10 protein-coding genes are annotated in these 11,839 nt (G+C 71.2%); 7 read left to right on the top strand and 3 right to left on the bottom strand.

The genetic code is table 11. The features are described from left to right. The first annotated feature begins 20 nt into the window (after positions 1-20). The 4 genes from ACFYXM_RS14025 (at position 21) to ACFYXM_RS14010 (ending at position 4,420) form a co-directional block, all read left to right on the top strand. Positions 21-953: an ROK family protein gene (locus ACFYXM_RS14025; RefSeq protein WP_389289243.1), complete on the top strand. Its 933-nt coding sequence runs from the start codon at positions 21-23 to the stop codon at positions 951-953. Further along, entirely contained in the window at positions 953-2,107 is a 1,155-nt protein-coding gene (nagA, locus tag ACFYXM_RS14020) for an N-acetylglucosamine-6-phosphate deacetylase (protein ID WP_389289242.1), read from the top strand. The genes ACFYXM_RS14025 and nagA overlap by 1 nt, the downstream gene beginning before the upstream one ends. A gap of 302 nt (positions 2,108-2,409) precedes the next feature. Further along, the gene (locus tag ACFYXM_RS14015; RefSeq protein ID WP_389289241.1) at positions 2,410-3,453 is read left to right on the top strand and encodes a 1-phosphofructokinase family hexose kinase; all 1,044 of its coding nucleotides are present in this window, start codon (positions 2,410-2,412) and stop codon (positions 3,451-3,453) included. A 118-nt stretch (positions 3,454-3,571) separates the two neighbouring features. Beyond that, positions 3,572-4,420 (top strand): ketose-bisphosphate aldolase, encoded by an 849-nt coding sequence (locus ACFYXM_RS14010; RefSeq protein ID WP_389289240.1) that lies wholly within the window; start codon positions 3,572-3,574, stop codon positions 4,418-4,420. A gap of 215 nt (positions 4,421-4,635) precedes the next feature. Here ACFYXM_RS14010 and ACFYXM_RS14005 read toward each other — a convergent pair whose 3' ends face one another. After that, on the bottom strand, positions 4,636-5,598 hold the full coding sequence (locus tag ACFYXM_RS14005) for a CBM35 domain-containing protein (protein WP_389289239.1): 963 nt from the start codon (positions 5,596-5,598) through the stop codon (positions 4,636-4,638). A gap of 151 nt (positions 5,599-5,749) precedes the next feature. After that, positions 5,750-7,396 (bottom strand): diguanylate cyclase CdgB, encoded by a 1,647-nt coding sequence (gene cdgB, locus ACFYXM_RS14000; RefSeq protein WP_389289238.1) that lies wholly within the window; start codon positions 7,394-7,396, stop codon positions 5,750-5,752. Positions 7,397-7,907: 511 nt separating this feature from the next. Between cdgB and ACFYXM_RS13995 the strand changes: the two genes are divergently transcribed. Beyond that, positions 7,908-8,414 (top strand): flavin reductase family protein, encoded by a 507-nt coding sequence (locus ACFYXM_RS13995; RefSeq protein ID WP_389289237.1) that lies wholly within the window; start codon positions 7,908-7,910, stop codon positions 8,412-8,414. Between the two features lie 63 nt (positions 8,415-8,477). On the opposite strand, the gene arfB is transcribed toward ACFYXM_RS13995, so the two are convergent. Beyond that, entirely contained in the window at positions 8,478-8,903 is a 426-nt protein-coding gene (gene arfB, locus ACFYXM_RS13990) for an alternative ribosome rescue aminoacyl-tRNA hydrolase ArfB (RefSeq protein WP_389289236.1), read from the bottom strand. A 344-nt stretch (positions 8,904-9,247) separates the two neighbouring features. Here arfB and ACFYXM_RS13985 point away from each other — a divergent pair, with 344 nt between their 5' ends. Both ACFYXM_RS13985 and ACFYXM_RS13980 read left to right on the top strand, forming a co-directional pair. Further along, positions 9,248-9,823: a TerD family protein gene (locus ACFYXM_RS13985; RefSeq protein WP_351519458.1), complete on the top strand. Its 576-nt coding sequence runs from the start codon at positions 9,248-9,250 to the stop codon at positions 9,821-9,823. Between the two features lie 365 nt (positions 9,824-10,188). Continuing rightward, positions 10,189-11,769, top strand: a complete 1,581-nt coding sequence (locus ACFYXM_RS13980) for a M4 family metallopeptidase (RefSeq protein WP_389289235.1) — start codon at positions 10,189-10,191, stop codon at positions 11,767-11,769. Positions 11,770-11,839 lie beyond the last annotated feature (70 nt).

Here is an 11,839-nt window from a genome sequence, read left to right as displayed (position 1 = left end):
CCTGGGCGAGACTGTTTCCCGTGAAACACGTCATCGCCCTCGATGTGGGCGGCACCGGAATGAAGGCCGCACTGGTCGGGGCCGACGGCACCCTGTTGCACGAGGCACGACGAGCCACCGGCAGGGAGCGCGGTCCCGACGCCGTCGTGGAGTCGATCCTCGCCTTCGCGGCGGACCTGCGCGCGCACGGCGAGGAGCACCTCGGCGAAGGCGCCCTCGCGGCCGGCGTCGCCGTGCCCGGCATCGTCGACGCCGAGAACGGCATCGCGGTCTACGCCTCGAACCTGGGCTGGCGCGACGTACCCATGCGGCGGCTGCTCGGCGAGCGGCTCGGCGGCGTCCCCGTGGCGCTCGGCCACGACGTGCGCACGGGCGGGCTCGCCGAGGGGCGGATCGGGGCGGGCAGGGGCACCGACCGCTTCCTCTTCCTGCCGCTGGGCACCGGAATCGCCGGGGCCATCGGCATCGCGGGCACCATCGAGGAGGGCGCGCACGGGTACGCGGGCGAGATCGGCCACATCGTCGTCCGCCCGGACGGCCCGGAATGCGGCTGCGGCCAGCGCGGCTGTCTGGAGACTCTGGCCTCGGCCTCCGCGGTGACCCGGGCCTGGGCCGCCGCGTCCGGTGATCCGACGGCGGACGCGGCGGACTGCGCGAAGGCCGTCGAGTCGGGCGACCTCGCGGCCGTGGAGGTCTGGCGGGACGCCGTCGACGCGCTCGCCGCCGGGCTGGTCACCGCCGTGACGCTGCTCGACCCCCGCATGCTCATCATCGGTGGCGGGCTCGCCGAAGCCGGAGAAACGTTGTTCACACCGCTCCGTGCGGCCGTCGAGGAACGCGTCACGTTCCAGAAGCTGCCCCACATCGTCCCGGCGGCCCTCGGGGACACCGCCGGATGCCTGGGCGCAGGGCTGCTCGCCTGGGATCTTCTCTCCACGGAGGTATCCGTCTGATGGCCGGACGCGCAGACAGCACGGTTCTCGCAGGTGCCCGGGTGGTGCTTCCCACCGGGACCGTCGAGAACGGACGGGTGATCGTCGAGGGCACCCGGATCGCCGACTCGGCCCCGGAGGACGCCCGGATCGTCGATCTGAGCGATCACTGGCTGGTCCCGGGCTTCGTCGACATGCACAACCACGGCGGCGGCGGCGCGTCCTTCACCTCCGGCACCGTCGACGAGGTCCTCACCGGTATCCACACCCACCGCGAGCACGGCACCACCACGCTGGTCGCCTCCACGGTCACCGGCGAGCTGGACTTCCTGGCCCAGCGGGCGGGCGTCCTGTCCGAACTGGTCGAGCAGGGCGACCTGGCCGGCGTCCACTTCGAGGGCCCGTTCATCTCGCCGTGCCGCAAGGGCGCGCACAGCGAGGACCTGTTGCGTCACCCGGACCCGGCCGAGGTCCGCAAGCTGATGGACGCGGCGCACGGCACCGCGAAGATGTTCACGCTCGCCACCGAGCTTCCCGGCGGCATCGAGTCGGTGCGACTCCTCGCCGAACACGGCGTCATCGCCGCCATCGGTCACACGGACGCCACGTACGAGCAGACCGTCGAGGCGATCGACGCGGGCGCCACCGTCGCCACGCACCTGTTCAACGCGATGCCGCCGCTGGCCCACCGCGCGCCCGGCCCGATCGCGGCCCTCCTGGAGGACGAGCGGGTCACGGTCGAGCTGATCAACGACGGCACGCATCTGCACCCCGCCGCCCTGGAGCTGGCCTACCACCACGCGGGCGCCGACCGCGTCGCGCTGATCACCGATGCCATGGACGCGGCCGGGTTCGGCGACGGGCGCTACCAGCTCGGCCCGCTCGCGGTCGAGGTCAAGGACGGCGTCGCGCGACTGGTCGAAGGCAACTCCATCGCGGGCTCCACGCTCACCCTGGACACCGCGTTCCACCGCGCCGTGACCATCGACGGGATCCGGGTCGAGAACGTCGTGCAGTCCATCTCCGCCAATCCGGCCCGGCTCCTCGGCGTGTACGACAGGGTCGGCTCGCTGGAACCGGGCAAGGACGCGGACCTGGTGGTCCTGGACGCGGACTTCGCGCTCAAGGGCGTCATGCGCAAGGGCGAGTGGATCACCGAGCCCTGGGCCGACTGAGGACCGACTGAGGACCGCCCGGGACCGGGCCGAGGCCGAACGGGGACCGGACTGGTCGCGGTGCGCGCGAGCGACTGCGGCGCTCACCGTCGTAGACGGCCGCTGACAGCTGTCGACTGCTGTCGACGGCGAGTTGAATGCGTAACGAAGAGACGGCGGTTGCTCCCGGGGTCTGGGCCGAGCGCCGCCTCTTTGACATGATCGTCCGAAAGACGGGCGATCCGAACACCCGTATTAGGCAGAGAAAGCGCGTTCCATCCCGAGGGATCGCGCTCCAGGCAGGCATCGAGGGAGCGGCCGCGGTGATCCTCACGGTCACACTGAATACGGCACTCGACCTGACGTACGGCGTCCCGGAACTCGTCCCGCACGCCAGCCACCGCGTCAGCGACATCTCCGAGCGCCCCGGCGGCAAGGGGCTCAACGTGGCCCGGGTGCTCTCCGCCCTCGGCCACGAAACGGTGGTCACGGGCTTCGCCGGGGGCTCGACCGGAGCGGTACTGCGCGAACTGCTGGCCGACCTGCCGTCCCGGGACGCCGGGTCCGCCGACGCCGCGCCCGCCGACGCCGGCCCGGCAGCCGGGTCCGGCCCGGTCCCCGCCACGGTCGCGGACGCCCCCGCCTCCTGGCCCGCGCCCGCGCCGATCACCGACGCCCTCGTCACCGTCGCCGGGAACACCCGTCGCACGATCGCCGTCGTCGACCGGACCAACGGCGACACCACCCAGCTCAACGAACCCGGCCCGCTCGTCGCCACCGACGAGTGGGCCGCGCTCCTCGCCCGGTACGAGGAACTGCTCGCCGGGGCCGACGCCGTCGCCCTCTGTGGCAGCCTGCCACCGGGCATCCACGTCGGCGCCTACGCCGAACTGGTCCGTTCCGCCCGCGCGGCCGGCGTCCCCGTGCTCCTCGACACCAGCGGCGAGCCGCTGCGCCGGGGGATCGCCGCCCGCCCCGACCTGATCAAGCCGAACGCCGACGAGCTCGCCCGGCTCACCGGCTCCCGCGACCCGCTGCGCGCCACCCGCGACGCCCGCCGTCGCGGTGCACACACGGTCGTCGCGTCGCTCGGGCCGGACGGCATGCTGGCGGCCACCCCCGACGGCGTCTGGCAGGCGTCCCCGCCCGCCAGGGTGCCGGGCAACCCGACCGGTGCGGGCGACTCCGCCGTGGCCGGGCTGTTGTCCGGCCTCGTCGAGGGGCTGGGCTGGCCGGACCGGCTGCGGCGGGCGGTGGCGCTGTCGACGGCGACCGTGCTCTCCCCGACGGCCGGCGACTTCGACCGTGCGGCGTACGAGGAGCTGCTGCCGCGCGTCGGCGTCGAGGAACACACCACGGCGGCCTGAGCCGCCACCCGCACCGTCCCGACCGGGCGGCGGCCGGTTCGAGGGCCGCCACCCGCACCGGCTCATCCGGTCGCCACGACCGGACGGGCCGTTCAGCCCGGAAGCAACAGAGGTCAGCATGCCGCTCGTCAGCACCGGTGAACTCGTCTCCGCCGCCCAGGCCGAAGGACGCGGGATCGCGGCCTTCAACGTCATCACGCTGGAGCACGCGGAGGCCATAGCCGCCGGTGCGGAACGTGCCGGGGCGCCCGCCATCCTGCAGATCTCCGAGAACGCCGTGAAGTTCCACGGCGGACGGCTCTCCCCCGTGGCCGCCGCGGCCGCCGCCGTCGCCCGCGCCTCCGGCGCCCCGCTCGCGCTCCACCTCGACCACGTCGAGTCCGTGGACCTGCTGCACCAGGCGCATGCGGAGGGCTTCGGCTCGGTGATGTTCGACGCCTCCAAGCTCGGTTACGAGGAGAACGTGCGGGTCACCGCCGAGGCGGTGACCTGGGGGCACGAGCGCGGCATCTGGATCGAGGCCGAACTCGGCAAGGTCGGCGGCAAGGAGGGCGAGCCCCCGCTCGACGCCCACGCCCCCGGCGTCCGCACCGACCCGGCCGAGGCCGCCGCGTACGTCCGTGACACCGGGGTGGACGCGCTGGCCGTCGCGGTCGGCTCCTCCCACGCCATGACCGAGCGCACCGCCGCCCTGGACCACGAGCTGATCGGCCGGCTGCGCGACGCGGTCCCGGTGCCGCTGGTGCTGCACGGCTCCAGCGGTGTCCCGGACGACGAGATCCGCCGGGCCGTCGCCTCCGGCATGGTCAAGATCAACGTGGGTACGGCGCTCAACACGGCGTTCACCGGCGCGGTGCGGGCGTACCTGGCCGAGAACACCACGGGCGTGGACCCGCGCAAGTACATCGCGCCTGGCCGCGAGGCGATGGCGGCGACGGTGGCGGGGTTCCTCGCGCTGATGGGCTGACCGGGGCGACGCAGCGCCCTGCCGCGCGGACATCGGGATCTCTCGTCCCTGTGCTCGCCGTGGGGCCGGGCAGCCGGCAGTCCGGCCCCACGACAGGGCACTGCTGACGCAAGGGACAGCATCCGCGCAGCGGAGGTCAAGCCGCTCAGGAAAAAACGCGACCTCTCCCGGGTCCGGACACCAGGAGAGGTCGCAGGGCACCAGCCCTCAATGGGTCAGCCGTTCGCAGAGGTGACTTCCAGCCAGTCCAGGATCACGTCGCACTGATTCCCTTCCTGGCACGAGATGCTGATCTCGTTCTCGCCCTTGATCAGGTCGACCGGCGCCCACGTGGTCTGCCAGTTCTTTTCCCAGTTCGAGTCGGACGAGTCGATGAAGTTCTTGAGGCCGATGGGCTGCGGATTCGGCTTCCCGTTCACCGTCAGCGTCGCATTGGCGTCCTTGGCGGGAATCGCGTAGCGCACCGTCAGGCGGTACTTGCCTTCCTCTGCGATCGCTGCCTTCCACGTCACGGACGACCCGACCGCGTTGAAGCCGGTGACATACGAGCCGTTCGGGCCTTCCGCACCCTTGACCGACTGGTCGACGGCCGCCGTGCCGCCGAGCTTCAGCGTCGCCGCGTCCTGCTTGGGCAGCTCCGCCGGGGTCTCGGCGCCGGTGGTCTGCTCGGGCTGCGGGGACTCCTCGACCTGATCGGCGGGGGGCTGGGAGGAGGTGACCTCGTCCTTCTTCCGGTCCTTGTCGCCGTCCTGGTTCGTGAGCAGCATGGCGCCGATGCCGATGAGCACGACCAGGACCACCGCGACCGCGCCGATCAGCAGGCCCTTGGTGTTCGGTCCGCCCTTGCCGGAGCCGCCGGGACCACCGGGGGCGACGCGACCGGGCTGCTGCGGGGCGTGTCCGGCGGGGGCGCCGCCGGGGTAGGTCTCCGGGGCGGCGTACTGGGCACTCGGCCCGCCGTACGGCTGCTGCGGCGGCACCTGCTGCCCGTACTGGCGCTCACCGACGGCCCGCACCTGGTTGTACGAAGTCCGGGGCACACCCGGCTGGGCCACCGGAGGGTAGCCGTAGCCGCCCTGCCGTGGCGACTGTGCGCCCGACGCCTGCCCGTCCTGGTACAGGTAGCCGAACGGATCGTCGTCCTCGGGCGTGTTTGCGCCGTTGTTCCCGGCCGTCATCCCTGGTCACTCCTCACCATCTCGCCAGCCGTCGCCGTATCTCGCCAGCCGTGGCCGACCGGCCGAGCCTACCCCGAACGGACCACGCCAAGAATTGCCGTCGCATGTCCTGCCGACCGCTTCGGAGCAGGCCCCATCACCTGCGTGAACCTCAACCGGCCCGGCGGTTGACCTTCGACCGGGACCGCTTCTCCACGTACATGCGCTGGTCGGCGGAGGCCAGCACCTCCTCGGCCGTCATGCCGCAGGCGGCCCAGCCGATACCGAAGCTGGCCCCGACCCGCACCGCCCGCCCGTCGACCCGGATCGGCGGGATGATCGCGTTGCGGAGGCGTACGGCCAGATCCGCGGCGTCCGCCGCCCCGAGCCCGTCGGCCAGGACGACGAACTCGTCGCCGCCGAGACGGGCGACGGTGTCGCCGTCGCGCACGCCGGTGCTGAGGCGGCGGGCGACCTCGATCAGCACCGCGTCACCGGTGTGGTGCCCGAAGCGGTCGTTGATGGACTTGAAGCCGTCGAGGTCGCAGAAGAGGACCGCGAGCCCCTTCGCCCCGTCGTCCTGTTCGGTGTCCGGGGCGACGGCGTGCACATGGTGGTCGTACGGGCCGTCGGGGCCCGTGTCCACGTCGTAGCCGTGCACCCGCGCGTCCGGGTCGGCGTCGACTTCGGCGTACGCCGCGTCCAGCGTCTCGATCGTGGTGGCGGCGATCGCGTCCGGGCGTTCGCAGAGCCGCGCGCTGAGCCTGGACCGCAGCTCCGCGCTGTTCGGCAGGCCGGTGAGGGCGTCGTGCGAGGCCCGGTGCGCGAGATGCAGTTCGTGGCGCTTGCGCTCCTCGATGTCCTCGACATGGGTGAGCAGGAAGCGCGGTCCGTCGGCGGTGTCGGCGACGACGGAGTTGCGCAGCGACACCCAGAGGTAACTGCCGTCCCGCCGCCCCAGCCGCAGCTCGGCGCGGCCGCCCTCGGCGGAGGTGCGCAGCAGGGTGCCGATGTCCTCGGGGTGGACGAGGTCGGCGAAGGAGTAGCGGCGGAGCACGGAGGCGGGGCGGCCGAGCAGCCTGCACAGGGCGTCGTTGGTACGCAGCAGCCGCCCGTGCTGGTCGCCGCCCATCTCGGCGATGGCCATGCCGCTGGGCGCGTACTCGAACGCCTGGCGGAAGGACTCCTCGCTGGCGCGCAGCGCCTGCTGCTCCCGTTCCAGACGGACCAGGGCCCGTTGCATGTTTGCTCTGAGCCGGGCGTTACTGATCGCAATGGCCGCCTGCGAGGCGTACATCTGGAGGGCCTCCCGCCCCCAGGCGCCGGGCCGGCGGCCGTTGCGCGGGCGGTCGACGGATATGACGCCCAGCAGGTCGCGTCCGCCGCTGGAGGCGTACATCGGCGCGTAGAGGCGGTCCTGGGGGTGCCACTCGTCCTCGAAGCGGGGCTCGGGACCCTCGGTGTGCCACTGCGGTACGTCGTCGTCGAGAAGCACCCAGCCGTCCGTGTGGGGTATGAAGCGGAGCTCGTCCCACGCCTCGCCCATGGCCAGCCTGCGCTCCCAGGAGGTGCGCGAACCGATGCGTCCGGTGATCAGGGCCTCCGCGGCACTGTTGCCCGCGAAGGCGGCGACGACGAGGTCTCCGTCGGGCCGGACCAGGTTCACACAGGCCAGTCCGTATCCGAGACCCTCGACGATCCCGTCGGCCACGGTCTGCACGGTGTCGGCCAGGCTCCGCGCCGTGTTCAGATCGGCCACGGCCTGGTGCAGCTGCCGCAGCGTCGCTAGACGGACATACGGCTCCGACTCGGCCTCCATTGCTCGCACTCCCCGAGACCTCGACAGCACTCCATGTTCATATCGGCGTACTTGAATGACGTACTTGGATGACCCACATAGATGACTTACTCAATGAAGTGTCACGGCCACTGAATCACAGTGAGCTGCGCCGTCGGTACACAGGGTCAGCAAATACCGCCCTCTGTGACTCAAGTCACAGAAGATGGTAAACAGGTCCGGGCGTCGCCCGGGTGCGGTCCGTCCTTTTCTTGAACGCAAATCCGGGCGTTGCAGTATGGGGCCGGTGGGGCGGCGAGGGCCGGGACCGACGGGGCGAAGTGCCGGGATCCGTGCGGGTGAAGGGCCGGGGCCCACGGGGGTGAGGAGGCTGGAGGGGGTCCTAGGACCAGGCTGGTCCCCTGGCCCGATGCGGCCACGCTCCGGCCGCGGATAGCGTGCCGGTGTGTTGCAGACAGAGTCCCCCGCCCCGCGTTCCGGCCCCACTCCCCAGGACCTCGTCCCCCAGGACCTCGTCCCCCATGCTGAGGGGGTGAGCAATGATGAGTTCCGGGCCGCGCTGTCCCGACTGGCCGCCGGAGTCGTACTGGTCACGGCCGAGGAACCGCCGCTGGACGAGAACGGGATCGGCGAGGACGTCGGGATGACGGCGACCGCCTTCATGTCGGTGTCGCTGAACCCGCCGCTGGTCATGGTCAGTCTGCGCAACGACTCACGGATGGACGACCTGCTGTCGGAACAGCCGCTGTGGGCGGTCTCCGTGCTCGCCGAGAGCCAGCGGCACATCGCCGGACGGTTTGCGATGAGGGGCCGGATCAGCGACCGGCTGCTGTTCGAGGACGTCCCCTACCGGAGAGGGGAGTTCACCGGTGCGCCCCTGGTCGGCGGCGCGCTGGCCACCCTTGAGTGCCGCACCGAGCAGCGGGTCCTGGCGGGCGACCACACGCTGGTGATCGGCCGGGTGCTGAGCGCGGCCCTGCCCAGCGGGGACGGATCGCCGCTGATGTACTTCCGGGGGCGGTACCGGCACCTGGGCTGAGGCGGCGAGGTACGCGCGTGCCGGCCCATACGGCACTGCCCCTCACGGTGCGCGCGGCGGCTGTCACCAGTCGCGGCCGGAGCGGCCGCGTTTCGTCTCGCCGCGCTGCTTCTTCTCGCGCAGTCGGCGCTCGTTGATGCCGCGCGGGATCTTGGTCCTGCGGCGCGGCTTGGGGGGCGGCGCCGTGGCCTCGGCCAGCAGGGAGGCGAGCCGTACGAGTGCCGTCTCCCTGTTGCGCCACTGGGACCGGTGCTCGGACGCCCGCACCACGACGACCCCGTCCACGAGCCTGTTCTCCAGCCGCTGGAGCGCCCGTTCCTTCCACACCTGGGGAAGCGCCGCGGTCGCCGCGAGGTCGAAACGCAGTTCCACCTGGGAGTCGCTGGTGTTGACGTGCTGTCCGCCGGGGCCGGAGGAGCGCGAGAAACGCCACATGAGCTCGGCCTCCGGCAGGGAGACCGAGCCGCGGATGACATAGGGCCCGGACATGACACCCATGTTCCCCGCTCCAGCGGGTGTCCGTCACCTTCTTTTGCCGGACGACCGTGCCGGTTCTTCTGCTGTACGGCTGTACGGCCGTGTCGGCTCTTGTCGTACGGGCGCGCCGACGAGGACGCCGACCGGGGGCGGTCCGGCCGGGAGCGGGCCGACCGGACGAGCCGACCGGGGGACCGGACCGGGCCGACCGGGGGACCGGACCGGGCCGACCGGGGCGACTTCGGTAAAGAAAGCAAAGGGGGCAGGAACTTCGTGGTCCCTTGTCCGCGTTATGACCAGTGACGGTAGCTTCGTGATGGCATGAAGCCCGCACTCGACGATGAAAGGGACTTCCCATGGCTGTAAGCCTGTCCAAGGGCGGCAACGTCTCCCTCACCAAGGAGGCCCCGGGCCTGACCGCCGTCACCGTCGGCCTCGGCTGGGACGTCCGCACCACCACCGGCACCGACTTCGACCTCGACGCCTCGGCCATCGCGGTCAACCAGGCCGGCAAGGTCGTCTCCGACAGCCACTTCGTCTTCTTCAACAACAAGTCCACCCCCGACCAGACCATCGTCCACACCGGCGACAACGTCACGGGCCAGGGCGAGGGCGACGACGAGCAGATCAACGTCAACCTGGCGGGCCTGCCGGCGGACGTCGACAAGATCGTCTTCCCGGTCTCGATCTACGACGCCGAGAGCCGCAGCCAGAACTTCGGCCAGGTGCGCAACGCGTTCATCCGCATCGTCAACCAGGCCGGCGGCACGGAGATCGCCCGCTACGACCTGAGCGAGGACGCCGCCACCGAGACCGCCATGGTCTTCGGTGAGCTGTACCGCAACGGCGCGGAGTGGAAGTTCCGCGCGGTCGGCCAGGGTTACGCCTCGGGCCTGGCCGGTATCGCCCAGGACTTCGGCGTCAACATCTGACGCACCCGGGTCCTGCGGACCCGTTCCATACCCGTCGGGAGCCCCCGGCCGTTCGTCCACGGCCGGGGGCTCCCGTCCGTCGTACACCCGAACGTCCGCACGCCCGTGAGCCGCTCGCCCTTAAGCCGCTCGCCCGCGCGCGCGGCACGCGGATGCGCCGCGCGTCGATGCGCCGCGCGTCCGCGTGAATCAAAAAGACGTCAAACATCGCTGAACAGTCGTCAAATACCGGACGCGAGCGCACCCCAGACAGACAAGAGGTGGTCAAAAAAATGTGAGGCATTTGTTAGTGCACCGTCAATCTCGCTCATTCGGTGGCACGCTCTCCGCTCGTAACCCCCCACGGAACGAGCAACGGAGAACGCATGACCCCCCACATGAACACCCGTCGCGCCGCGGCTCTCGCCGCCGTCGCCGCGATGGTCGTCGTAGGTGTCCAGACCGGAGCGGCGAACGCCGCGCCCGACCAGGGAACCGGCGCCTCCTCCGCCACTCGCAGCACCGTCCCCTTCGGTGCGAACAACGCCTCCCAGCGCACCGCCGCCATCAAGTCGGCCCAGGCCGACGTCTCCTCGACCGCCGAGTCGCTCGGCCTCGGCGGGCAGGAGAAGCTGATCGTGCGTGACGTGATCAAGGACGCCGACGGCACCGTCCACACCCGCTACGAGCGCACCTACGCCGGGCTCCCGGTCCTCGGCGGCGACCTCATCACCCACACCGCCCGTGACGGCAGGATCAAGGGCGTCACCAAGGCGACCGGCGCCCGGATATCCGTGCCGTCGACGACGGCGACAATCAAGACCGCGGCGAGCGCCCGGAAGATCATCTGGGCGAGCGACGGCAAGCCCGTCCTCGCCTTCGAGTCGGTGCGGCACGGGACGCAGAAGGACGGCACGCCCAGCCGGCTGCACATCATCACCGACGCGACCACCGGCAAGGAACTGCGCCGGTACGAGTCGATCGAGACCGGCGTCGGCAACAGCCAGTACAGCGGCAAGGTCGAGCTGACGACCACCCAGGCCGGCTCCGGCTACGAGCTGACCGACGGCGACCGCGGCGACCACAAGACCTACGACCTCGACCAGGGCGAGAGCGGCACCGGTTCGCTCTTCACGGACGACGACGACACCTGGGGCGACGGAACCGGCAACGACCGCCAGACCGCCGCCGTCGACGCCGCCTACGGTGCCGCGAAGACCTGGGACTTCTACAAGTCGGCGTTCGGCCGCGACGGCATCGCCGGTGACGGCAAGGCCGCGTACTCGCGCGTCCACTACGGCAACGAGTACGTCAACGCGTTCTGGGACGACAGCTGCTTCTGTATGACGTACGGCGACGGCGCGGGCAACAAGAGCGCCCTCACCGCCCTCGACGTCGCCGGCCACGAGATGAGCCACGGCCTGACCGCGTCCACCGCCAACCTCGACTACTACGGCGAGTCCGGTGGCCTGAACGAGGCGACCAGCGACATTCTCGGCACCGCCGTGGAGTTCTCCGCCGACAACAGCACCGACGTCGGCGACTACCTCATCGGCGAGAAGATCGACATCAACGGCGACGGCACCCCGCTGCGCTACATGGACAAGCCGAGCAAGGACGGCGGCTCCGCGGACTACTGGGACAGCAACGTCGGCGACCTCGACGTCCACTACTCCTCCGGCGTCGCCAACCACTTCTTCTACCTGCTGTCCGAGGGCAGCGGAGCGAAGACGATCAACGGCGTCGACTACGACTCCCCGACCGCCGACGGCTCCACCGTCACCGGCATCGGCCGGGACAAGGCCGTCCAGATCTGGTACAAGGCACTCTCCCAGTACATGACGTCGAGCACCGACTACGCGGGCGCACGCACGGCGACCGAGAAGGCGGCGACCGATCTGTACGGGGCGGACAGCGCCGAACTCGCGGCCGTCGACGCCGCCTGGGACGGCGTCAAAGTGAAGTAGCGCCGGCGCGCACCTCTCGTCCGGGCCCTGCCGGGCCACCGGGGTCCCCCGGGCCCCCTTGGCCGCCTTA

Origin of the sequence: Streptomyces sp. NPDC002476 (genome assembly GCF_042889785.1) — a bacterium.
Taxonomy (GTDB): domain Bacteria; phylum Actinomycetota; class Actinomycetes; order Streptomycetales; family Streptomycetaceae; genus Streptomyces.
The sequence above is the reverse complement of the archived record's forward strand: the minus strand, read 5'-3'. Positions and strand labels throughout refer to the sequence as shown.

Bases quoted from the DNA above. Each gene is read 5' to 3' on its own strand.
- cdgB (WP_389289238.1), bottom strand. From the start codon at position 7,396: ATGGAGGCCGAGTCGGAGCCGTATGTCCGTCTAGCGACGCTGCGGCAG.
- ACFYXM_RS14010 (WP_389289240.1), top strand. From the start codon at position 3,572: ATGCCGCTCGTCAGCACCGGTGAACTCGTCTCCGCCGCCCAGGCCGAA.
- nagA (WP_389289242.1), top strand. From the start codon at position 953: ATGGCCGGACGCGCAGACAGCACGGTTCTCGCAGGTGCCCGGGTGGTG.
- arfB (WP_389289236.1), bottom strand. From the start codon at position 8,903: ATGTCCGGGCCCTATGTCATCCGCGGCTCGGTCTCCCTGCCGGAGGCC.
- ACFYXM_RS13985 (WP_351519458.1), top strand. From the start codon at position 9,248: ATGGCTGTAAGCCTGTCCAAGGGCGGCAACGTCTCCCTCACCAAGGAG.
- ACFYXM_RS14005 (WP_389289239.1), bottom strand. From the start codon at position 5,598: ATGACGGCCGGGAACAACGGCGCAAACACGCCCGAGGACGACGATCCG.
- ACFYXM_RS13980 (WP_389289235.1), top strand. From the start codon at position 10,189: ATGACCCCCCACATGAACACCCGTCGCGCCGCGGCTCTCGCCGCCGTC.